General features: G+C 40.6%; 25 protein-coding genes and 2 pseudogenes. 4 read left to right on the forward strand and 23 right to left on the reverse strand.

Annotated features, from left to right (window positions below; translation table 11 throughout):
- Positions 1-216 precede the first annotated feature (216 nt).
- From HMPREF3237_RS02180 to HMPREF3237_RS02220, 10 genes and pseudogenes are all read right to left on the reverse strand, one after another.
- A complete protein-coding gene (locus HMPREF3237_RS02180) occupies positions 217-1,065 on the reverse strand; it encodes an aminoglycoside 6-adenylyltransferase (protein ID WP_142350554.1) in 849 nt (282 codons plus the stop codon).
- A 16-nt stretch (positions 1,066-1,081) separates the two neighbouring features.
- Positions 1,082-1,300, reverse strand: a pseudogene (locus HMPREF3237_RS08735) (GNAT family N-acetyltransferase); the annotation flags it as partial.
- 66 nt (positions 1,301-1,366) lie between these two features.
- Entirely contained in the window at positions 1,367-1,741 is a 375-nt protein-coding gene (locus HMPREF3237_RS02185) for a GNAT family N-acetyltransferase (protein WP_070888676.1), read from the reverse strand.
- A 29-nt stretch (positions 1,742-1,770) separates the two neighbouring features.
- Positions 1,771-2,355: pseudogene (locus HMPREF3237_RS02190) on the reverse strand (aminoglycoside 6-adenylyltransferase); the annotation flags it as partial.
- Positions 2,345-2,887 carry a hypothetical protein gene (locus HMPREF3237_RS02195; RefSeq protein ID WP_257364790.1) on the reverse strand — a complete coding sequence of 181 codons (543 nt, stop codon included), beginning with the start codon at positions 2,885-2,887 and terminating at the stop codon, positions 2,345-2,347. The pseudogene HMPREF3237_RS02190 and the gene HMPREF3237_RS02195, both read right to left, overlap by 11 nt.
- Positions 2,884-3,372, reverse strand: coding sequence for a hypothetical protein (locus HMPREF3237_RS02200; RefSeq protein ID WP_070888678.1), 489 nt, complete (start codon positions 3,370-3,372; stop codon positions 2,884-2,886). Before HMPREF3237_RS02200 ends, HMPREF3237_RS02195 begins: the two co-directional genes overlap by 4 nt.
- 49 nt (positions 3,373-3,421) lie before the next feature.
- On the reverse strand, positions 3,422-5,365 hold the full coding sequence (gene parE, locus HMPREF3237_RS02205; protein WP_070888679.1) for a DNA topoisomerase IV subunit B: 1,944 nt from the start codon (positions 5,363-5,365) through the stop codon (positions 3,422-3,424).
- 145 nt (positions 5,366-5,510) lie between these two features.
- Complete coding sequence (locus HMPREF3237_RS02210; protein WP_070888680.1) at positions 5,511-6,353, reverse strand: amino acid ABC transporter substrate-binding protein; 843 nt, start codon at positions 6,351-6,353, stop codon at positions 5,511-5,513.
- A 9-nt stretch (positions 6,354-6,362) separates the two neighbouring features.
- Positions 6,363-6,992, reverse strand: a complete 630-nt coding sequence (locus tag HMPREF3237_RS02215) for an amino acid ABC transporter ATP-binding protein (protein WP_070888681.1) — start codon at positions 6,990-6,992, stop codon at positions 6,363-6,365.
- A gap of 10 nt (positions 6,993-7,002) precedes the next feature.
- Positions 7,003-7,644 (reverse strand): amino acid ABC transporter permease, encoded by a 642-nt coding sequence (locus HMPREF3237_RS02220; RefSeq protein WP_070888682.1) that lies wholly within the window; start codon positions 7,642-7,644, stop codon positions 7,003-7,005.
- A gap of 206 nt (positions 7,645-7,850) precedes the next feature.
- Between HMPREF3237_RS02220 and plsY the strand changes: the two genes are divergently transcribed.
- Positions 7,851-8,492 carry a glycerol-3-phosphate 1-O-acyltransferase PlsY gene (gene plsY, locus HMPREF3237_RS02225; RefSeq protein WP_070888683.1) on the forward strand — a complete coding sequence of 214 codons (642 nt, stop codon included), beginning with the start codon at positions 7,851-7,853 and terminating at the stop codon, positions 8,490-8,492.
- A 32-nt stretch (positions 8,493-8,524) separates the two neighbouring features.
- Here the strand turns inward: plsY and HMPREF3237_RS02230 are convergent, their stop codons facing one another.
- The 9 genes from HMPREF3237_RS02230 to HMPREF3237_RS02270 form a co-directional block, all read right to left on the reverse strand.
- A complete protein-coding gene (locus HMPREF3237_RS02230) occupies positions 8,525-9,481 on the reverse strand; it encodes an ABC transporter permease (protein WP_006145762.1) in 957 nt (318 codons plus the stop codon).
- Positions 9,482-9,483: 2 nt separating this feature from the next.
- Complete coding sequence (locus HMPREF3237_RS02235; protein ID WP_070888684.1) at positions 9,484-10,542, reverse strand: ABC transporter permease; 1,059 nt, start codon at positions 10,540-10,542, stop codon at positions 9,484-9,486.
- Positions 10,542-12,071 (reverse strand): ABC transporter ATP-binding protein, encoded by a 1,530-nt coding sequence (locus HMPREF3237_RS02240; protein WP_070888685.1) that lies wholly within the window; start codon positions 12,069-12,071, stop codon positions 10,542-10,544. The genes HMPREF3237_RS02235 and HMPREF3237_RS02240 overlap by 1 nt, the downstream gene beginning before the upstream one ends.
- Positions 12,072-12,211: 140 nt before the next feature.
- Entirely contained in the window at positions 12,212-13,267 is a 1,056-nt protein-coding gene (locus HMPREF3237_RS02245; protein WP_070888686.1) for a BMP family lipoprotein, read from the reverse strand.
- Between the two features lie 90 nt (positions 13,268-13,357).
- On the reverse strand, positions 13,358-13,747 hold the full coding sequence (locus HMPREF3237_RS02250) for a cytidine deaminase (protein ID WP_070888687.1): 390 nt from the start codon (positions 13,745-13,747) through the stop codon (positions 13,358-13,360).
- Entirely contained in the window at positions 13,734-14,396 is a 663-nt protein-coding gene (gene deoC / locus HMPREF3237_RS02255) for a deoxyribose-phosphate aldolase (RefSeq protein ID WP_070888688.1), read from the reverse strand. Before deoC ends, HMPREF3237_RS02250 begins: the two co-directional genes overlap by 14 nt.
- A 17-nt stretch (positions 14,397-14,413) precedes the next feature.
- Positions 14,414-15,697 carry a pyrimidine-nucleoside phosphorylase gene (locus HMPREF3237_RS02260; protein ID WP_070888689.1) on the reverse strand — a complete coding sequence of 428 codons (1,284 nt, stop codon included), beginning with the start codon at positions 15,695-15,697 and terminating at the stop codon, positions 14,414-14,416.
- Positions 15,694-16,284, reverse strand: coding sequence for a class I SAM-dependent methyltransferase (locus tag HMPREF3237_RS02265; protein ID WP_083327659.1), 591 nt, complete (start codon positions 16,282-16,284; stop codon positions 15,694-15,696). Before HMPREF3237_RS02265 ends, HMPREF3237_RS02260 begins: the two co-directional genes overlap by 4 nt.
- Positions 16,285-16,391: 107 nt before the next feature.
- Positions 16,392-16,658: a 1,4-dihydroxy-2-naphthoate prenyltransferase gene (locus HMPREF3237_RS02270; RefSeq protein ID WP_257364805.1), complete on the reverse strand. Its 267-nt coding sequence runs from the start codon at positions 16,656-16,658 to the stop codon at positions 16,392-16,394.
- A gap of 135 nt (positions 16,659-16,793) precedes the next feature.
- On the opposite strand from HMPREF3237_RS02270, the gene coaA reads away from it, so the two are divergent.
- The 3 genes from coaA (at position 16,794) to HMPREF3237_RS02285 (ending at position 18,605) form a co-directional block, all read left to right on the forward strand.
- On the forward strand, positions 16,794-17,714 hold the full coding sequence (coaA, locus tag HMPREF3237_RS02275) for a type I pantothenate kinase (protein ID WP_070888692.1): 921 nt from the start codon (positions 16,794-16,796) through the stop codon (positions 17,712-17,714).
- Positions 17,715-17,766: 52 nt separating this feature from the next.
- Entirely contained in the window at positions 17,767-18,015 is a 249-nt protein-coding gene (rpsT, locus tag HMPREF3237_RS02280) for a 30S ribosomal protein S20 (protein ID WP_006145772.1), read from the forward strand.
- 65 nt (positions 18,016-18,080) lie between these two features.
- Positions 18,081-18,605 carry a DNA topology modulation protein gene (locus HMPREF3237_RS02285; protein WP_070888693.1) on the forward strand — a complete coding sequence of 175 codons (525 nt, stop codon included), beginning with the start codon at positions 18,081-18,083 and terminating at the stop codon, positions 18,603-18,605.
- Positions 18,606-18,685: 80 nt separating this feature from the next.
- On the opposite strand, the gene deoD is transcribed toward HMPREF3237_RS02285, so the two are convergent.
- The 4 genes from deoD to HMPREF3237_RS02305 all read right to left on the reverse strand — a co-directional run bounded on the left by deoD (position 18,686) and on the right by HMPREF3237_RS02305 (position 22,588).
- Positions 18,686-19,396, reverse strand: a complete 711-nt coding sequence (gene deoD, locus HMPREF3237_RS02290; protein ID WP_070888694.1) for a purine-nucleoside phosphorylase — start codon at positions 19,394-19,396, stop codon at positions 18,686-18,688.
- A gap of 435 nt (positions 19,397-19,831) precedes the next feature.
- Positions 19,832-20,542, reverse strand: a complete 711-nt coding sequence (locus HMPREF3237_RS02295; protein ID WP_070888695.1) for a glutamine amidotransferase-related protein — start codon at positions 20,540-20,542, stop codon at positions 19,832-19,834.
- Complete coding sequence (locus tag HMPREF3237_RS02300) at positions 20,539-21,774, reverse strand: chloride channel protein (protein WP_180364191.1); 1,236 nt, start codon at positions 21,772-21,774, stop codon at positions 20,539-20,541. Before HMPREF3237_RS02300 ends, HMPREF3237_RS02295 begins: the two co-directional genes overlap by 4 nt.
- 4 nt (positions 21,775-21,778) lie before the next feature.
- Positions 21,779-22,588 carry a purine-nucleoside phosphorylase gene (locus HMPREF3237_RS02305; RefSeq protein WP_006145777.1) on the reverse strand — a complete coding sequence of 270 codons (810 nt, stop codon included), beginning with the start codon at positions 22,586-22,588 and terminating at the stop codon, positions 21,779-21,781.
- Between the last annotated feature and the right edge of the window lie 5 nt (positions 22,589-22,593).

Consider the following 22,593-nt stretch of genomic DNA (forward strand, 5'->3'; position numbering starts at 1 on the left):
ACGATTTATCTTTTTTCCTAAGTCTTAGTCCCGTGTTCAGTTACCTCTAGTAACTAAACTATCCTTTCTGTAGTTTAAAATACGTTTTAAAAGATGCGTCAGGAGTTTTCACACAGCATTTAGGGCGTGTTCAACTCCTTTCAAAGAATGTAGAGTAGTTTTTTATAGACAAAGGAGTTCAGTTACTATAAATAACCAAACTATCCTTTCTGTAGTTTAAAGTTTTGAATTGTGTTCATTATTTTCTAAGTGATTTAGAAGTTTTTCCTTAGCATATCTCATCATCTTCTCAGCCACTTCTTTTTCATACTTAAAGCCCATCTTTTGAGCAAGATATTGAGCTTCTTGATGGAAAAGTTGCATCGTAGCCAGAAGAGACTGAGTGATTTTCCCTATACTTGAAAAATCAAGGAGAGCAGAGAATTCCTTCTCTTTCTCTGTAGGTAAATACTGGAAAAGATATTTGTAGTTCTTACCAATATCGACTGTTCCCCTATCACTTGCGACCTGCCAAGCCCAGACCTTCAAGAGTTCATGTTGGCAAATACCGTAGAGATGGTCGGTCGCATAGATGAGCTGATTACGACAAATCCCTTTGACCACGTAGGCTGACACCCACCAAAATTCATTACAAGATTTTTCAAAATCCGTCTTACTAGCTGGATGTATCCAGAAACGCTGAGGACTGGGAGAATAAGTCTCAAAAATCCCCTTCTTATCTTCTAAAACTGTGAAGCCTGCCTCACTATCCACCCATTCTTGGATGTGCTCTTTTGGGCAGAGGGTCAAATCAAGCCGATTGCCATCTTCGAAAAGCATGAGATAAAGACGGCGATGTCCAAGAGTCAGCTCTTGCTCTACGATACGTTTACCAAACTTGTCCAGCCAAGAAAGGTCACTCGTTAGAGTGTCTATGTCATCTACGACACAGACAAGATCATAGTCTTGGAACTCGTCCTTGGGAGCCTTTGGGTTTGTCCGCGAGCCAGACATGGCGACTGCATTTACCTGTAGCACTTTTGCGGTTTGCAAAATCACATCAAACATCTCGGTTTCAGTTCTCATGGGAATACCTGCCTTTTTAGTGGAAACTCTTGATTCTGTAGAAGACATGTCTATAAAGCGGACTGTCTGCTGGAACTTTTTCATTATCAAATTCTTTGACAAATTCCATGTTCAGTTTTTGCATGACTTTTTGCGAAAGTTGATTGAGTAAGGATGTAAAAGAGTAAACTTCTGACAAGCCAGCTTGCTGAAAAGCAAAGTCTAGACAGGCTTGGGCAGCCTCCGTCGCATAACCATCTTGGCTAGTTCAAGCGAATCTGTCAGACCCAGTTTGTTGTCAAGCGTCATTAGCTGTCTCCTTTCATTCAGATTTTCTAAATCCTGTACCAACAGGCTTAAAACTTATTGACCGATAAAATCCATCTGCTTCAGATATTAATTCAATCCGTGTCAAAGGATATTTTTTGTGGATCTCCTCAATCAGCTGCTGTCCCAGTTTTTTTCTACGGTGGGATTTATCAATAATTATTTCAGCTAAAAAGGTCGTCATCACTTCATCTGTCAAGTAGCGGGCAAAACCAAGGATTTTCTGGTTCTCTTCAACTACCAAGTAATGGGACAGATTTGTTGAAAATAATGATGTCACTTTTTCCTCTGTAAAAGAAAGCCATTTTTCACTTTGATAAAGGCTATAAATAGCTTGACAATCTTTTCTGCTTGCAGGTCTGATAATCATCTTCTATTCCTCCAAATCTGTCAGACTTAATTAACACTCCCCACCGCTTCCGTTACCTTCATAGCAGGTTTGCGTTTTTTATAGCGACTACGGATACCGCAGAGATGGTCAGTCGCATAGATGATTTGCTTGCGACAAATTCCTTTGACCACGTAAGCTGACACCCACCAAAATTCATTGTATGATGCTGTAAATTCCTCTTCGGAGGGCGGAGCAGTCCAGTAGCGCTTAGGATTAGGCAGATACGCTTCAAACAAACCTTTTTTGTCTTTTAAGACTATGAATCCTACCTCACTATCTACCCACTCGTTGATGTGTTCTTTAGGACAGAGGGTTAAATCAATACGATTCCCATCTTCAAAAAGCATGAGGTAGAGACGGCGATGTCCCAGAGTAACCTCTTGCTCAATGATACGTTTGCCGAACTGATCCAGCCAAGAAAGGTCACTCGTTAGATTGTCTATGTCATCTACGACATAGACAAGATCATAGTCTTGAAATTCATCTGTTTGAACCTTTTGGTTTGTACGTGAACCAGATAGTGCCACAGCATCAACTTGTAATTTTTCAGCTGTTCCTAAAATCAGTTCAAGAATCTCTTGGTCAGTTCTCATTTGGCTCATCCTCAGTTGCCTCTATGTTCTGAATAACAGCATCTTCCCTTCTTTTCTGGAGAAGTTTTCGTACTCTTTTTCTTTCAAGCATCCAAAGTAGGAATTGAATTCCCGAAAAAAGGCTTTGCAAGAAAATAAGTATATAAATTTCTTTCGCTTCTCTAAATAATACAAAAATATTTACAATTGAGAGGAGAAATATAATCGTTACGTTGCATATTAATATCCAAGCAAACTTACTAGGAAAGTACTTGATGTGTTTGATACTTTTATAAAGAGTGGTAATCGCATAAGTTAAACTTAAAGGTATATGGGCTAGTATATAGAATATCTGTAAAAATACTTTTAAGTAGGGTTCGTCTATAGACGGATTAAATAATACGAACACACCAATATTACACGCCATAAATACTAAGGAACTTAATGAGTTTGAATAGTCTATTTCCTCTCTATTGGAGATTGCATCAAGAATTATACCAGCGATAACAATGATCTCGAAAAAGAAAAATATCATTATTAAAGAACTGTTCACTGTTCAACCTCCTTTAGCTTCTGAACTCTTTTTCTTTCAAGCTCTCCGACTATGAATTGAAAGATAAAACTAATACCAAAAATTGGTAATAGCAAAACAATTCCCATTTCTTGCGTCAGCATTATAAATAGTAGGTTCATACCTGATAAGATTGCTATTAGCCAAGCATTGATCCTAAGAAGTTTTGAGTAACTACTAGAGTAATACTTGAGATGTTTCGTACTCTTATAAATAGCTGTGATACTGAATGCTAAGCTAGCTGATGTGAAAATATAAAAGTCAAAAACATAGAATAGCAAACCTGCATAAGGATTGGTTCTTAAAGGATTATCAAATAAAAAGACAAAGATCGTTACTATGGTTAATAGTAAAAATTCAAGATAGCGACTTTGCTCAGGTTTACCTTGTTTGGCAATTATATACATCATTGCAGCTAAAGCTAGGAATATGACAAGAAATGGACTATCAAACAATAAACTGATCATGATTTATTCCTCTTTTAAAGAGTTGAAACTGTGAAGAAGGGTGATTTCTTTAAAACACTGTTGCTTCTTCTAGCGTAAATTTGACATTATCTTCAATCCATTTACGACGTGGTTCAACCTTATCTCCCATGAGGACATTGACACGACGTTCTGCGCGTGCTAAGTCTTCAATCGTAACACGGATGAGAGTACGAGTTTCTGGGTTCATAGTTGTTTCCCAGAGTTGGTCAGCATTCATCTCACCGAGCCCCTTGTAGCGTTGAAGAGTCGCACCTTTTCCAAATTGAATACGAAGTTTCTCTAACTCCCCATCTGTCCAAGCGTAAGCCACTTCTTCTTTCTTGCCTTTCCCTTTGGACATCTTATAAAGAGGCGGAAGGGCGATATAGACATGTCCGGCCTCGACAAGCGGACGCATGTAACGATAAAAGAAGGTCAAAAGAAGGGTTTGGATGTGGGCACCATCTGTATCCGCATCGGTCATGATAATAATCTTGTCATAGTTAGCATCTTCAAGAGAGAAGTCTGCCCCCACACCAGCACCTATCGTATAAATCATGGTGTTGATTTCCTCATTTTTGAGGATATCAGCCATCTTGGCCTTGGCTGTATTGATAACCTTACCACGTAAAGGAAGAATAGCCTGGAACTTGCGGTCACGTCCTTGCTTAGCAGAACCTCCGGCAGAATCTCCCTCAACTAGGTAGAGTTCGTTCTTAGCTGGATTTTTAGACTGGGCTGGGGTTAATTTCCCAGAAAGCAAGCCCTTATCTTTCTTACTTTTCTTACCATTACGGCTCTCATCACGCGCTTTTCGTGCTGCTTCACGGGCATCACGGGCCTTAATGGCCTTGCGAATAAGGTTAGAAGCTAGTTCTCCATTTTCCATGAGGAAGAAGGTTAACTTATCAGCTACAATCCCATCTACAACTGGACGAGCTAGTGGACTACCAAGTTTGTCCTTAGTCTGTCCTTCAAACTGAAGGTGTTCTTCAGGAACGAGAATTGATAGAATAGCTGACAATCCTTCACGGTAATCTGATCCTTCAAGATTTTTATCTTTTTCCTTAAGAAGACCCGTCTTACGTGCATAGTCATTCATAACCTTGGTAATGGCTGACTTAAGTCCTGTCTCATGCGTCCCACCGTCCTTGGTACGAACGTTATTGACAAAGGACAAGATGTTATCTGAAAATCCATCGTTGTACTGGAGGGCTACTTCTACTTGGAAACCATTGTCTTCCCCTTCAAAGTAGAGAACTGGTGTCAAGGTTTCCTTGTCTTCGTTAAGATAAGAAACAAAATCTTGCACCCCATTCTCATAGTGAAACTCAATAGTCTCATCTGTTCGTTTGTCCGTTAATGACAAGGTAACATTTTTTAAGAGAAAGGCTGACTCATTAAGACGCTCTGAAATGGTATGGTACTTGAAGTCTGTTGTAGAAAAAATGGTTGCATCCGGCATGAAGGTCACTTTGGTACCTGTTTTGGATTTTGGTGCTGTTCCTACCTTTTCAAGAGTTGTTACTGGCTTACCACCATTTTCAAAACGTTGCTTGTAGACTGCACCATCACGCGTAATTTCTACTTCAAGCCAACTAGAGAGGGCATTGACGACTGAAGATCCCACTCCGTGGAGACCACCTGAAGTCTTATAGCCACCTTGACCAAATTTACCGCCGGCATGAAGAACTGTAAAAATAACCTCAACAGTCGGAATCCCCATAGCGTGCATTCCCGTTGGCATTCCACGCCCATGGTCTTCTACGGTTAAACTACCATCTTTATTGATTGTCACATCAATGCGGTCACCAAATCCAGACAAAGCTTCATCGACTGCATTGTCGACGATTTCCCAGACTAGGTGATGGAGACCAGCACCATCGGTTGATCCGATATACATTCCTGGACGTTTTCGGACCGCATCCAACCCTTCTAGCACCTGAATGGCGTCATCATTATAATTGTTAATATTGATTTCCTTTTTTGACACAAGGAACCTCCTATTTGTTCATCTTTTCTATTTTACAGGTTTTCTAGCGATTTTGCAAAGTTTTTTAAACTCTATGAACATTTAATACTGGCTTTTTTGAAAAATTTTCCTTTTTTGCTCATAAAAAGAAACCAAGACATATGTCTTAGTTTTCTTCTCCTTTAATTTGTTCTGTTGCAACATCTTCACCAAACCATTTCTGGCTGATTTCTTGAAATTTTCCTTCTTGATAGAGCTCCACAAAAGCTTTATTCAGATTTGCTAACAAAGTCTGATCAGCTGGTCTTACTCCAACTGCAAAAGATTCACTTTCAAAACCTGCTGGAAAGATTTCGTACTGATCTAAAATCCCTTCTGTTTGCAAATAATAATTAGCATAGACACGGTCAATCAGCAGGGCATCAATCCGATCATTTTGCAGGTCAATCAAGGCTTCGTTGAAACTCTGATATTGATTGGCCTTCTGATCTTTTACGATATTTTTTAAAAGTTCAGGTTGGCCTTCAAAGTCCAAATAACCTGATGAACCTGCTTGGGCACCTAATACCTTATCTTTCATATCTGAAACTGACCGGATATTCTGAGACTTTTTAGAAACAATCACTTGCTGGTTTTGCATATAAGGGATCGTGAAAGCGACCTTTTCTCTTCGTTCATCCGTCGCAGAATAGCCATTCCAAATAGCATCAATGGTTCCATTTTGAAGTTCTGTTTCCTTCATATCCCAATCAATGGGCTGGAAATGAACCTTGATGCCGAGCTTTTCAGAAACTGCTTGCGCTAGGTCAATATCAAATCCAACATATTGCCCATTTTTCTCTTCAAATCCCATAGGAACAAAGGTATTATCAAAACCGATAGTGATGGAATCTTGTTGTTTATACTTGTTCCAATTATCTACTTTAGGATTACTAGCCTTTTGGGTACATCCCACGAGGAAAAGACCCAGTAGAAATACCAAAATAAGATTGATCTTTTTTAGAATCATAGATACCTCCTATTTGGGATCCACTTTGAGAATTTGATCAGCAATATTTTCTGCAAACTGGAGATCGTGGGTTACGACAATCTGAGTCATGCCCAATTCTCGATTTTGTAGAATCAATTTTTCTACTTCCAATCGTAACTCTGGATCTAGTGCTGAGGTTGGTTCATCATAACCAATCACTTCTGGATCAATCATCATAGCACGCGCTAGGGCAACCCGTTGCTTTTGACCACCAGATAAGGAATAAGGATAGGCATCTGCATGAGCTTCCAGTCCCAGACGAGTGAGTAAGTCGACCGCCTTCTTCTTTGCATCTGCTTCAGACTTTCCCATAGTCTTGATGGGTGACAAAATCAAGTTTTCCATAACAGATAGGTGAGGGAATAGCTGGAAATCTTGAAAAACAAAACCCAATAAGTTTCGCTTTTCAAGTTCATCTAAGTGAAGGGATTCCCCATCGTAAAAAATTTCACCGGAATCAATAGTTTCAAGACCAGCTAACATTCGTAGAAGTGTCGTTTTTCCACCACCAGAAGGACCAACAATTGCTAAAATCTGCTTTTCCGGAATGGTTAAATTAAAATTGGACAGAATTTGCTTATTTCCAAATCTTTTGCTGATATTTCTTAATTCTAACATAGTTAACCTCCTATCTATAGTGGCTGAACTTCTTCTCAAGTTTCTTAGCTACAATCGTAACGATACCAATCATAAGAAGATAGATAGCGCCTGCTAGAAACATTGGAATCAAGCTAGCATCACGATTAGCGGCAGTTCGACTGGCTAGGATCAAGTCAGAAACTCCCAAAGCATAAACCAGAGATGTATCCTTAACCAAGCTCATAACTTCGTTAAAGACACTTGGCAAAACAATCTTAGTCACCTGAGGTAAAATGATATAACGAACTGTGGCAAGTGGTGTAAATTTCAAAACCTTAGCTGCCTCATATTGTCCTTGCGGAATGGTTGCAATACCACCACGGAATATTTCTGCAAAGTAGGCTGCATAATTAAGCGTAAACGCAATGATCGCAGCTGGGACACGATCAAAACGTATCCCGACATTTGGAAGCACATAATAAATAAAAATCAACTGTAAAAGCAAGGGTGTGCCACGCATAATCCAAATATAAACGTCAATTAAATAATGGAGGGGTTTCCAATGAATTTGTAAACAAAAGGCAACCAAAATACCTAAAGGAATGGAAAACACTAAAACGAGTGCAAAAACCTGTAAAGTCATCGCCGCACCATTCAATAAACTTGGTAATATCTCAAATAAGTAAGACATACTGCACCTCCTAAAAACAATTGTTCCTATTATAGCATAAATAAACATAAAAACAAGGAATTTCTGAAATTTTCATGAATTTTTATAACTTTCTAAACCATCATAGAGTTTATAATAAACTTTTCTAAGTGTACAAAGTATCAGATGTCACAAATCGACACAAGATTCCTTTCCGTTTCTCTCCAATTTCATGGTATAATAGAAACATGATGACAATAATATTATTAATTTTAGCTTATTTATTGGGTTCAATTCCTTCAGGCTTATGGATTGGACAAGTATTCTTTAATATTAATCTAAGAGAACATGGTTCCGGTAATACTGGGACTACTAATACCTTCCGAATTCTAGGGAAGAAAGCTGGTATGGCAACATTTGTCATTGATTTCTTTAAAGGTACTTTAGCTACTTTACTTCCACTAATCTTCCATGTGCAGGGAGTTTCAGCAATCGTCTTTGGGCTTTTAGCAGTCATTGGCCATACCTTCCCTATCTTTGCCAAATTTAAGGGTGGTAAGGCTGTTGCAACCAGTGCTGGAGTTATTTTTGGTTTTGCTCCTCTCTTTTGCCTTTACCTTGCAGTCATTTTCTTTGGAATCCTTTATCTGGGAAGTATGATTTCCCTCTCTAGTATTTCAGCTGCCCTTGCCGCGATTATCGGAGTTCTTCTGTTTCCTCTCTTTGGATTTATTTTAACTAGTTATGACCTACTTTTCACTTTAATAATTATTGGTCTTGCAAGTCTAGTGATTGTACGACATAAGGACAATATCAAACGTATCCAAAATAAAACAGAAAATCTAATTCCTTGGGGACTTAATATAACACATCAAGAACCTAAAAAATAAAACGTCAGATGAAACTGACGTTTTTTTTTATGTTATTTAGATTTGATATAGTTGATACCATCTGCTTTTGGAGCAACTGCTTTACCAAAGAAGGCTGCTAGTACGACAATGGTCAAAAGATATGGTGCAATTTGCAAGTAAACGGCTGGTACTCCTTGCAAGAAAGGAAGCTGTGAACCGATAACTGCCAAACTTTGTGATAGTCCAAAGAAGAGACTTGAAAGCATAGCACCAACAGGATTCCATTTACCGAAGATCATAGCAGCAAGCGCGATAAATCCAGGTCCTACGATAGTTGTAACTGAGAAGTTAACAGAAATTGACTGAGCGTAGATAGCTCCACCGATTCCTCCAAGGAAACCTGAAATCACAACTCCCAGATATCTCATCTTGTAGACATTAATCCCCAAAGTATCTGCTGCTTGTGGGTGTTCACCAACTGAACGAAGACGAAGTCCAAAGCGAGTTTTAAAGAGGATAAACCATGCTAAGAATGAGAAGGCAATTGCTAAGTAACCAAGTAAACTTGTTGACTTGAAGAAGATATCTCCGATAACAGGGATATTCGCCAAAACTGGGAAGTCAAAACGCCCAAAAGTTTGCGTTAAGTTGTCCGTTTGGCCCTTGTTATAAAGTACCTTCACCAAGAAGACTGCCAAGGCTGGCGCCATCAAGTTAAGTACGGTACCACTGACAACATGGTCAGCACGGAAATGAACTGTAGCAACTGCGTGAATGAGGGAGAAGATAGCTCCGACTAATCCACCAACTAGAAGAGCCAACCAAGGAGTCGCTGCTCCTAAATCTTGTGCAAACTCAAGGTTAAAAACAACTCCAGAAAAGGCACCCATGACCATGATTCCTTCAAGACCAACGTTAACAACTCCACCACGTTCAGAGAATACTCCTCCGATACTTGTGAAAACAAGTGGTGCTGAGTAAATCAACATAGAAGAAACCATAAGGGTTAACATTGTTGTAATCGACATCCTTATTTACCTCCTTTAAGTTGTTTTCTTGGTTTGACAAAGCGTTCGATGATGTAGTGAACGCTGACAAAGAAGATAATTGAGGCTGTAACGATACTTACAAGCTCAGATGGTACTTGTGCAGCATTCATACCAGGGGCCCCAACTTGAAGCACTCCGAACAAGAAGGCTGCAAATAAAATTCCAACTGGTGAGTTTGCCGCAAGTAGACTTACTGCCATACCGTTAAATCCGACTGCCAATGATGAGCCTTGTACGTAGACGTTTTGGAAAGTTCCAAGTCCTTCTACCGCTCCACCAAGCCCTGCAAGGGCACCAGAAATAATCATTGATAGAATAATGGTACGTTTCGCTGAAATCCCTGCGTACTCAGATGCATTTGGATTGAGACCAACGGCACGGATTTCAAAACCGAGAGTTGTCTTCTTAAGCAAAAACCAGATAACTGCAACTGCTATGATAGCAAAGAAAATCCCAATATTCATACGAGAGTTCCCTGTTAACTCAGCAAGCCAAGGTGTTTGATAAGTTGCGTTTGCACTTACTCGGATGGATGAGTCAGTACTTTGCATGATATCTTTGGGGAAAGAGTGGATAAAGGCATTACTTGTATAGAGAACAATGTAGTTCATCATGATTGTTACAATGACTTCAGATGTTCCGAGGTAGGCCCTTAAAATACCAGGAATGGCACCAACGATACCTCCAGCCACCAACGCAATAACAACTGTCGCAAGAATCAACAATGGGCGTGGTAAATCTGGATTTGAAAGAGCGAACCAGCCACTCATAACCCAGCCAGCGAGTGCTTGTCCTGGGAGACCTACGTTAAAGAAGCCAGCACGACTCGCAACTGCAAATCCAAGAGCAATCAAGACTAATGGACCCATGGCACGGAAAATTTCACCGATTCCACGAACACTACCAAAGGCTGTGTAGAACAACTCTTCATAACCCCAGATAGCATCGTAACCGAAAATCCACATGACGATGGCTCCAAGCAAGATTCCAAGGATAACAGAAATCAAGGGAACCGAAATTTGTTGTAATTTTTTAGACATCACTCTTCTCCTTTTTCCAATTCACCACCAGCCATCAAGACACCAAGCTCTTGCTTGTTGGTTGTTTCTGGCGTAACAATCCCTTGAATCTTACCATCGTGGATAACAGCGATTCTATCTGAGACATTTAGAATCTCATCTAGTTCAAAGCTGACTACAAGGACAGCTTTCCCATTATCACGTTCTTGAATCAAGCGTTTGTGAATGTACTCAATAGCACCGACGTCCAATCCACGAGTTGGTTGGCTGACGATGAGGAGATCAGGGTTTCGATCAATCTCCCGAGCAATGATTGCTTTTTGTTGATTTCCTCCAGAAAGGGCTTGAGCTGGAACAATCTCACTAGCGGCACGAACATCGAATTCTTGCATTAATTTTTTCGCATAGTCAAGGATATTCGTATAATTTAAAATTCCCTTCTTGCTAAGAGGTTCTTTATAGTAGGTTTGAAGAGCGATATTTTCAGAAATCATCATTTCCAAAACCAAGCCATCACGGTGACGGTCTTCCGGAACGTGACCAACGCTCAGTTCAGTAATCTGACGCGGATGTAATCCTACAATGGATTGACCTTTCAACTCCACACTACCAGACTCAATCTTACGAAGTCCTGTGATAGCTTGGATCAATTCAGATTGACCATTTCCATCAATACCGGCAATTCCGACAATCTCACCAGCCCGAACATTGAGTGAAAGATTTTTAACAGCAGGAACGCCACGGTTTTCGTTTACTACTAAGTCTTTAATAGATAGGACAACTTCTTTTGGTTGTGCCGCTTCTTTAGCAGTTTTGAAGGAAACAGAACGTCCCACCATCATTTCTGCCAGGTCAGCATTAGTTGCTCCAGCAATTTCAACTGTTTCGATGGATTTACCACGACGGATAACTGTAACACGGTCTGATACAGCACGGATTTCATCCAGTTTGTGGGTAATCAAGATAATGGATTTACCTTCTTTGACCAAGTTCTTCATGATAGCCATTAACTCATCGATTTCTGATGGCGTTAAAACGGCAGTTGGTTCGTCAAAGATAAGGATATCAGCTCCACGATAAAGTGTCTTCAGAATTTCCACACGTTGTTGAGCTCCTACAGAGATATCTGCTACTTTAGCAGAAGGATCTACCGCTAAACCGTAACGTTCAGACAATTCGTTGATTTCTCGTGTTGCGCGAGCAATATCTAACACACCATTTTTGGTTAATTCACTACCCAAAATGATATTTTCAGCAACTGTGAAAGCCTCTACCAACATAAAGTGTTGGTGAACCATTCCTATTCCTAGACTAGCAGCCTTTGATGGTGAGTCTAGTTTAACAACTTGACCGTTGACCACAATTTCACCACTAGTTGGTTCTAGAAGCCCTGCTAGCATGTTCATAAGAGTGGACTTCCCAGCTCCATTTTCTCCTAAAAGTGCATGAATTTCACCTTTACGAAGTTCAAGGTTAATTTTGTCATTAGCAACAAATTCGCCAAAAACCTTAGTAATTTCATGCATTTCAATGACATTTTCGTGTGCCATATGCTCTCCCTTTCAGAGTTTTATTTTGTTTCAATAAAACCTACTAAAGAAACTTAGCAAGCTCTATTGAGACAAAACTATATGTCTCAATTCTTAAAGAAGCGGCCCAAGACCGCTTCCTAAGAAATGACTTCCCTCAATTATTTTTCAGGAACTTTTACGCTTCCATCAAGGATTTTAGCTTTTGCATCTTCAACAGCCTTTTTACCTTCTTCTGAAAGATTAGTTGTTACTAGGTCAACCCCTTTATCTTTCAATGAGTAGACAATTATTTGTCCGCCAGGGAATTCACCTTTTTCAGTTTTGTTTGCGATATCTTGAACAGTTGTTCCAACTTGTTTCAAAGTAGAAGCAAGTACGAAGTTAGCTTCTTTACCGTCTTTAGAAGTATATTTACCTTCTTCAACTTGGTCACGGTCTACACCGATAACCCAAACTTTTTCGCTTTCATTTTTGCTTTCATTCAAAGATTTAGCTTCTGAGAAGACACCTGCACCAGTACCACCAGCTGCTTGATAGATAACGTCTGCTCCTGCAGCGTATTGAGCTGCAGCGATTGTTTTACCTTTAGCGGCATCACCAAATGAACCGGCGTAGTCTACTTGGACTTTGATAGATGGGTCAACTGATTCAACACCAGCTTTGAAACCAGCTGCGAAACGAGAAATAACTTCAGATTCCATACCACCTACAAAACCAACTTGTTTTGTTTTAGTAGTTTTAGCTGCTGCTACACCTGCAAGATAAGCTGCTTCGTTGTCAGCAAATGTTACGCTTGCTACGTTCTTTTGATCTTTGATCACATCATCAATCAAAACATAGTTTTTGTCTGAATGTTCTTTTGCTGCTTCTTCAACCGCATTGTGAAGGGCAAAACCAACACCGAAGATCAAGTTGTAGCTTCCTGCTGCTTGGTTCAAGTTGTTAGCGTAGTCAGCTTCACTTGTTGATTGGAAGTAAGTGTAACCTTTATCTTTTGAAAGATTGTGTTCTTTACCCCAAGCTTGAAGACCTTCCCAAGCTGATTGGTTAAATGATTTGTCATCAACACCACCAGTATCTGTTACGATAGCTGCTTTAGTCTTCAAATCAGAAGATGAAGAAGCTGCGTTACGAGAAGAGCGATTACCACATGCAGCAAGTCCAAATGCTGCTACTGCAACTAGACCAAGGCCTAGCCATTGTTTCTTGTTCATTACTGAACCTCCTAAATAAGATGCGCAACTAGGTTGCAAGTATGGATTGATAGGTCATTAGGACCCTTGTCACTATAACAGTGACACAGACTAATGCAAGTCTGTAAAAGAATATGGAAGTAATTCCCCGACCGTCATCTCGACCGTCGTTTTATCTTTGGCGACTAAAGTCACCTTTAGATCAGGTTTAAAAAATTCGACCATAACCTGTCGGCAAGCACCGCAAGGTGAAATAGGTCTCTCAGTTTCCCCATAGACAATCAATTCTGAAAAGTCTCGTTGTCCTTCAGAAACAGCCTTAAAGATAGCAGTTCTTTCGCCACAGTTAGTCAGAGAAAAGCTAGCATTTTCAATGTTTACCCCCGTATAAATACTTCCGTCGCTGGCTACGAGAACAGCACCAATCGGAAAGTGTGAATAGGGTACATAGGCGTTTTTACTAGTCTCAATCGCTAAGTCAATCAACTCAGTAGTCGCCATCTGCTAACTCTCCTTTTAAGATTGCTACACCAGAAGATGTTCCAATACGAGTAGCTCCAGCTTCAACAAAGGCAACTGCATCTGCATAAGAACGAGCTCCACCAGCTGCTTTGACTCCCATATCAGGTCCAACTGTCTGGCGCATTAATTGAACATCTGGCAAAGTCGCTCCACCTGTTGAGAAACCTGTAGAAGTTTTGACAAAGTCTGCTCCTGCTTTTTGAGCAAGTTGGCAAGCCAGAACTTTTTCTTCATCAGTTAACAAACAAGCCTCGATAATAACCTTAACCAATTTGTCTCCGCTCGCTTCAACAACTGCACGAATATCTGACTCAACTAAATCGCTATTTCCTGATTTTAGTGCACCAACGTTGATAACCATATCAATTTCGTCAGCACCATTTTGGATGGCTTCTTTGGTTTCAAAGGCTTTGACAGCTGAAGTTGTAGCACCAAGAGGAAAACCTACAACTGTACAAACCTTGACATCAGTATCTGTTAGACCAGCTTTTGCATGAGAAACCCAGCAAGGATTTACACAAACACTGGCAAAATCGTATTCCCTAGCTTCAGATAGCAAACGATCGATTTGTTGTTCGGTCGCATCTTGCTTTAAAAGCGTATGATCAATGTATTTATTTAACTTCATTTCGAATCTTCCTTAAATCAGGAGATAATTTCAATAATTTCTCGTGTTTTTATCACTTTGTCACTTATTTTAATTTTAACATATTTTTGGAAATCTGTAACTAATTCAGGTGAAATTTTGCCATTCGCATATACTTTTGCAACAGTCTCACCATTTTTGACTGAATCTCCAACTTTCTTCTCGAAAACAATCCCTGTCTCATAGTCCAATGCATCTGTTTTGACAGCACGACCAGCACCTAATCTCATAGCAAAAAGACCAAACTCCATGGCTGGAAGTGCCTCTATAATACCATCCTCCTTAGCGGGAATTTCGACTACATGGTCAACTTTTACTGGACGATAGAGGTCTTCTAGGTCACCACCTTGAGCAAGAATCATCTCCTCAAATTTTTTGAGTGCCTGACCATTTTCAAGGTGTTGCTTCACTTCCTCAATTGTTTTTTCAACATTTGCTAAAGACAGCATAATCTGTGCCAATTCGCAGATAAAGTGACTGATATCCTCACGTCCTTTTCCTTGAAGTATATCTATAGCTTCTAGAATTTCCAAGCGATTTCCAATAGCACGTCCCAAGGGTTGACTCATGTCTGTAATCACTGCAACCGTCTTACGACCAACAGCCTTACCAAGACTTACCATGGTTTGAGCTAATTCACGCGCCTCGTCAACCGTCTTCATAAAAGCACCTTCACCGACTGTTACATCCAGCAAAATAGCATCGGCTCCAGCTGCAATCTTTTTACTCATGACAGAACTAGCAATCAATGGAATGGTATCAACTGTTGCTGTCACATCTCGAAGCGCATATAGAAGTTTATCCGCTTTGACCAGTTGGTCAGATTGACCAATAACCGAAACTCCGATATCCTGAACTTGTTTGATAAAGTCATCCTGACTGCGTTCGACTTGAAATCCTTTGATGGATTCTAATTTATCAATTGTACCACCCGTGTGTCCCAAACCTCTACCACTCATCTTAGCAACTGGGACACCAAAACTGGCTACTAAAGGCGCTAAAATCAGAGTGACTTTATCTCCTACTCCACCAGTTGAGTGTTTATCTACCTTAATGCCCTCAATAGCTGATAAATCAAATTCCTGACCTGTTTTAACCATATTCATCGTTAAGTCAGAAATCTCTCTCGTGGTCATACCTTTAAAATAAACTGCCATAGCAAAGGCTGACATCTGGTAGTCAGGAACAGTTCCTGCAACATAACCTTCAATCAACCATTGGATTTCGTTCGAACTGAGTACTTGCCCGTCTCTTTTTTTCTGGATTAGGTCTACTGCTCTCATTCTTTCACACTTCTGAGGATATAATATCCCTTATCTTTCTTTACAACTTCGCAATTGCCAAAGACTTCTTCCATCTTGTTTTTGGCACTTGGAGCTCCCTGTTTCTTTTGAATAACGATGGTTAAATCTCCACCATCAACAAGATAATCAATACTTTTCTCGATAATTTCATGGACGACTTGCTTTCCTGCACGAATGGGCGGATTCGAAATGACATGATTAAATTGTCCCTTTACCTGGTCATAAATATTGGACTGGAAGATAGTCGCTTGAACCTTGTTTTTCAGTGCATTTTGCTGAGCTAAATCCAGAGCGCGATTATTGATATCAACCATAGTGGCTTGGGCACCATAAGCTTTGACCAATGATAAGCCAATGGGACCATAACCACAGCCAACATCAAGAATTCTTTCACCTTTTTCGACATCCAAACATCTTAACAACAGCTGACTTCCGAAATCAATCATTTTTTTGCTAAAGACCCCTGCATCCGTCAAAAAGGTCATTCTTTGTCCCAGCAGCTCCACACTTAGTTCGTGAATATCGTGGGCTGCATCTGGATTTTCTGCATAATACATTTTACTCATAGCTTCATTTTACCACATAAATAAGATAATTGTAAATCGTTTGCATAACAACAAAACCAATCCCTTGCCATCGATTTATTGAAAAATAATATAAGTTCCCTAATCCCTTAGGGGCCAAGCAAGTAAGCACCCAAAGCCATCGTAATAGGAAAGGAAAAAATACAGACTAGACCAAATAAGCAAAGCCACCATTTTTTCATTAAAATACTGTAAATCAAGTAAGTCAATCCAATGATTGGTAGCAAAAATAACAAGACAAAAGCAGACCAGCTATAGGTTTGCTTGCCTATTGTTACAGTAAATTCTATTATAGTCGGAGATACCCACAAAATCGCTACAAGAAAGCTAGTTATTTTTAGAATTTTATCACTCACTACTAGTCTCATAACATCACCTCATTTGATGGTTATACTACTTATATTTTAACAAAGAAAGCGTTTTTCCTCAAATGATTCAGATGTCTTTCTTTGTAAAATATGATATACTGAGGTATCAAAAGAGGATTTTTTATGACCAACGAATTTTTACATTTTGAAAAGATTAGCCGAAAAACATGGCAATCCTTACATCGCAAGTCCACACCACCACTAACAGAGGAAGAACTGGATTCTATCAAGAGTTTTAATGACCAGATTAGTCTTCAAGACGTGACTGATATTTATTTACCACTAGCTCATCTGATCCAAATTTATAAACGTTCCAAGGAAGATCTTGCCTTTTCAAAAGGGATTTTCCTCCAAAGAGAGAGCAAAAGACAGCCCTTTATTATTGGTATTTCAGGTAGTGTAGCTGTTGGAAAATCCACTACAAGTCGACTAATGCAAATCTTGCTTTCTCGTATTTTTCCAGAAGCAAGTGTTGAGCTGGTCACTACGGATGGTTTTCTCTATTCTAACAATCATCTGATAGAACGCGACATTCTCAATCGGAAAGGTTTCCCAGAAAGTTATGATATGGAGGCTCTGTTAAACTTTCTCGACCAACTAAAAAACGGTCAAGATGTAGAAATTCCTGTATATTCCCACGAAATCTATGATATTGTCCCTAATCAAAAGCAACGAGTCAAGGCGGCTGATTTTGTTATTGTTGAAGGAATTAATGTTTTCCAAAACCCACAAAACGAACGCCTCTATATTACTGACTTTTTTGATTTCTCTATCTATGTTGATGCGGCGGTGGATGACATTGAAAGTTGGTATTTGGATCGCTTCTTAAAACTCCTCAGTTTTGCCCAAGATGATCCAAGTAGTTATTACTATCGCTTTACACAATTACCACTGAATGAGGTAAAAGACTTTGCTCATCAAGTTTGGACAAGCATTAATTTAATCAATCTCCAAAACTATATTGAACCGACCAGAAATCGGGCTGAAGTTATTCTTCATAAATCTAAGAATCACGAAATTGATGAAATTTACTTAAAAAAATAATTTCCCCTTGTCAAAACGTAAGTTTTCAGATATAATGGTATAGTTAGTAAATATGGAGGTAAGAACATTGGCAAACATTAAATCAGCTATCAAACGCGCTGAATTGAACGTTAAACAAAACGAAAAAAACTCAGCTCAAAAATCAGCTATGCGTTCTGCTATTAAAGCATTTGAAGCAAATCCATCTGAAGAACTTTTCCGTGCTGCTAGCTCAGCTATCGATAAAGCAGAAACTAAAGGTTTGATTCACAAAAATAAAGCAAGCCGTGATAAAGCTCGCCTTGCAACTAAACTTGGTTAATCAAGAACAAGATACAAAATGAGCTCTTCGGAGCTTTTTTTGTGCGAATTTTTTAGGAGGACATCATGAAAATAACCATTATAGGATATTCTGGAGCAGGTAAGTCAACTCTAGCAAAAAATTTGTCTCGCTACTACTCCATTCCCAAACTTCATATGGACACTCTTCAATTTCAGCCAGGCTGGGTAGACAGTGACCGCGATTGGATGTTAAAAGAGATGAGAGACTTTCTTACCGAACATTCCGATTGGGTGATTGATGGTAATTATTCATGGTGTTATTACGAGGAAAGAATGAAAGAAGCAGATCAAATCATCTTCCTCAATTTCTCCCGTTGGAATTGTCTGTTACGTGCCTTTAAGCGCTATTTAAAATACAAAGGAAAAGTCAGAGAAAGTATGGCCACAGGTTGTCCTGAGCGTTTTGATTGGGAATTTATCCGCTGGATTCTTTGGGATGGACGAACGAAAAATGCTAAGGATAGATACCAATACTTAAACAAAACATACCCTAAGAAGATGCGCATTCTCCATTCTCAAGCAGAGATTGATTATTTCTTACAATCTCTTAAAAAACAGACGATAGAGTAACATTTCATTAAGGTCAGCATAGCCTGAATGACTAAAAAAGGAAGATTTTCATTCAGAAAATCTTCCTTTTGTGTTCTCTTTTATTCAGCAATTAAGGTTTCTAGACCAACCTTCATCATATCGGTGAAGGTATTTTGACGTTCCTCTGCAGTTGTATCTTCATCGGGATTAACTAAACTATCAGAAATGGTCATAATGGCAAGAGCATCGACATGATGTTGGGCAGCAAGATAGTAAAGAGCTGCTGCTTCCATTTCTACAGCTTTCACACCCCATTTACCGAGTTCAATATTCTTTTCAAAGTAATTTGAATAGAAGACATCAGAAGATAGGACATTACCGACGTGAGTGGTCATACCAAGGTCTTTGGCAATGTGGTAGGCTTTATCCAAGAGATCAAAACTAGCGATTTGTGGGAAATCGTATTGAGGCCAGTCGTTGCGGATGATGTTTGAGTTGGTTGCAGCTGCTTGCGCCAAGACCAATTCACGAACATGTACATCTTCATTCAAAGAACCAGCAGTCCCGACGCGGATCAATTTCTTCACACCGTAGTCGACAATCAACTCACGCGCATAGATGGAGATGGATGGCATCCCCATACCTGTTCCCATAACAGAAACACGGTAACCTTTATAAGTCCCTGTGTAACCAAACATGTTCCGGACTTCGTTAAAGCATACAGCGTCGTCAAGGAAATTCTCAGCGATAAATTTCGCACGAAGAGGATCCCCAGGAAGAAGAATTTTATCAGCAATTTCACCCTGCTGAGCAGCAATATGGATAGACATAATATAAGATACCAAACCCGTCAAAAAGCGAAGGGAAAATAGGAGTTGGGCGCAGTGAGCGATGCTCGCTAGACCAACTATCTTTTTCCCACTGCTTTTAGGGTGGGTTCAATTCCTTTCTTTCTTAATTTTGATGATTTAGAGGAGAATAACCCGTATTCAGTTCAGTGAATACGGTTAACCCATACTTTCTTTTTTTGTTTAGAAAAGCTTTCCGCTCGTGTTCAAATCAGAACACACGCTCTACCTTTCTATAAGATACCAAGCCCGTAAAAAGTAAAGTGAAAATAGGGGATTGTCGCAGCAAGTACTGGACTTGCAAGACAAGCGATCTTTTTCACACAGCTTTTAAGCGGGTTCAATTAAATATCGTTTTGAAAGTCATGGATAGCCCGGGTTCAGTTTCAAACCCGAACTGCCCATCCTTTCTTGTTTTTAGTTTGTTAATGAATCCAAAAATGCGTACAATTTTGCATTCATCTCTTGGTAATCGTAAGCACGAATAGCTTCAGGTTTTTGGACAAACAACAATTTCTGACTTTGTTCTTCCAAAACAGCTTCACCGTCTGCAGCAATCAAGAGATTGACTGCATCTGGATCAAATTCCAAGTGGGCTTGGAAAGCATAGTGTTTAGGACTGAAGCGAATAATCTGACGTGGACACCCTTGACTGGTCGCAAGGACGACAGCATCATTCGTCAATCCCGGCATATCCCCATGCCAATGGCCTGAATCAAAGTTTGCACCAAGTAAGCTGACATGCGGATCTGCTAATCCTTCAGGCGTTAAATTCACCGGATAAACTCCAATCTCACGCTCTGGACTGTGTTCATACCTCGCGCCATAAGCAACAGACAAGAGCTGGGCACCAAGACAGACCCCAACGATGTAGCGATCTGCTTTCATAGCTTTTTGAATCAGTTCAATCTCAGCTTGTGGGTCATAGTAAGGGAAGGCTTCCCAATCCTCATCTGGCGATTGTGGTCCTCCCATTACGATCAAAAAGTCGATCTCATCCACAGTCTCAGGTAGGGCTTCATTCTCATAGACTTTGGTCATGGTCACCTGATGACCACGCTCCTGCGCCCACTTGAGATAAGCACCAGGAACTTCAAAAGTTTCGTGCAAGACAAAATGTACTCTCATCGTTTATTCTCCCATCTATTTTGAATCATATAAGACACACCAGCAGCTAGTGCCAGCGGTAGAATCAAAGCCCAGCTCTGTCCAGTAAAACCAAGACTTAGGGCAATGGCAGTCAAGGGAGCTCGTAAGGTCGTTCCTAAAAAGACCGTCGCTCCAAGTAGCATTCCTAGAGCAGGATCTAGGTGAATGCCAACGACTGTCAAAAGCAAAGTCGCTAAGTAGCCAGATCCAATCCCCAAGGCAAATGACGGTGTCAAAGTCCCTCCGTATGCCCCATTTCGTAAGAGGAGATAGACCAGGAGCCCTTTCACGGCCAAAGTCAAGGCTAGATTAGAAAATGGCTGGCCTGATAAGAGGGCTTGGGCTAGAACCTGGCCATTTCCCATAAAAATCGGATAAAAGGACACAATGGCTGCTAACACCATAAAAGCTACAGGCAGAGCCCAAAGAATGGTTCCATCCTTCCGCCGTTTGCGACTAGCCCGATTCGCTAGAAAACGAAAGGCCAGTGCCAAGGGAGTAACCAATAGAGCCACTATGACAGCCTGGAATAAACTACTGGCTGACCAATGAACTGGCGACATATGATAAATAGCACCATGACCAACGATTGGCTGGGCCACCCAAGTCGCCAAATAAGTACTGGACAAGACCAGTACAAAATTTTTCCAGTGATAGGCCAACCCTAGGGTCTCAAAGACAAACAAGCTACTGGCAAAGGGAACCTGATAGACCGCAGCTAAACCGGCTCCAGCTCCACAGGCAATCAATACTCTTCGTTCTTTGATAGCTAAGGAAAAAGCTTTGCCCAAATGACCAGCTAGAAGAGCCCCAACCTCTCGTGGGGCTCCTTCTTTTCCGACCGAAGCACCGGCCCCGACAATCGCAACCTGCATACTTGCATGAAGGAGGTGGGCTAAGGGCGCTGGTTCCCTGTCTCCAGCCAAGTCAATTTGCTTGCGAATAGACAGGATTTTATGGCGGCTCTGCAGGACATACCAGAAACCTGCTGCCAGGACCCCTGTCACACACAGGACTAAGAACCTACGAAGCGCTCCCGCTTCTTGAAATTGCTGGAGCAGATCAGCCCGATTTTGACCAAAAGCTAGTCTTTGCACGCCTTCTAATAAATAATGACAGGCTATTCCGACTAGACCCGTCCCTATTCCCAATGATAAAGTGGCTAACAGCAGGCGCCATCCGTAGGGTAGGCTTTGGAGTCGTTCTTTCATAGGATTAGAGTTCAGCAAGAATCGCTTTTAGCAAGCCTTTGAAGTCGCCTTTGACGCGCTCAGTCACTTCTACCACTTCTTCGTGGTTGAGCTCTTCTTGGAAACCAGCCGCAAAGTTGGTAATGCATGAAATACCAAGGACTTTCAAACCAGAGTGAGCTGCGATGATGACTTCAGGAACAGTTGACATACCAACAGCATCTGCTCCAAGCGTCTTATAAGCACGGATTTCAGCTGGAGTTTCATAAGTTGGGCCAGTCACTCCGATATAAACTCCATCATCTAATTTGATGCCTAATTTGTCAGCGACTTTATGAGCAGTCTCGCGGTATTCAGGAGTGTAAGCTTTCGACATATCTGGGAAACGTGGACCAAAATCATCCAAGTTTTCACCGATCAATGGGTTTTGACCAGTCATGTTAATGTGGTCAGTAATAGCCATCAAAGTACCCGGACCAAAGCCGATACCACCGGCAGCATTGGTGACAAGAACCCCTTCACATCCCAAGACCTTCATGACACGAACTGGGAAAGTCACCACTTCTAGTGGATTTCCTTCGTAGAAGTGGAAACGTCCTTGAAGGGCCAAAACCTTGCGTCCAGCAAGCTCACCGTAGACCAATTTACCAGCGTGTCCGACAACTGTCGAACGACCCCAGTTTGGAATTTCAGAGTAGTCTACTACGACTGGATTTTCGATTTCTTCAGCTAATTCACCCAAACCTGAACCAAGAATCAAACCGAACTCAGGAGCTTCGATTCCTTTGCCCTTCAAAAATGCTGCTGTTTCATTGATTTTTGCTAATAATGTCATTGTGT

The organism is Streptococcus sp. HMSC34B10 (assembly GCF_001839505.1).
GTDB lineage: Bacteria > Bacillota > Bacilli > Lactobacillales > Streptococcaceae > Streptococcus > Streptococcus peroris.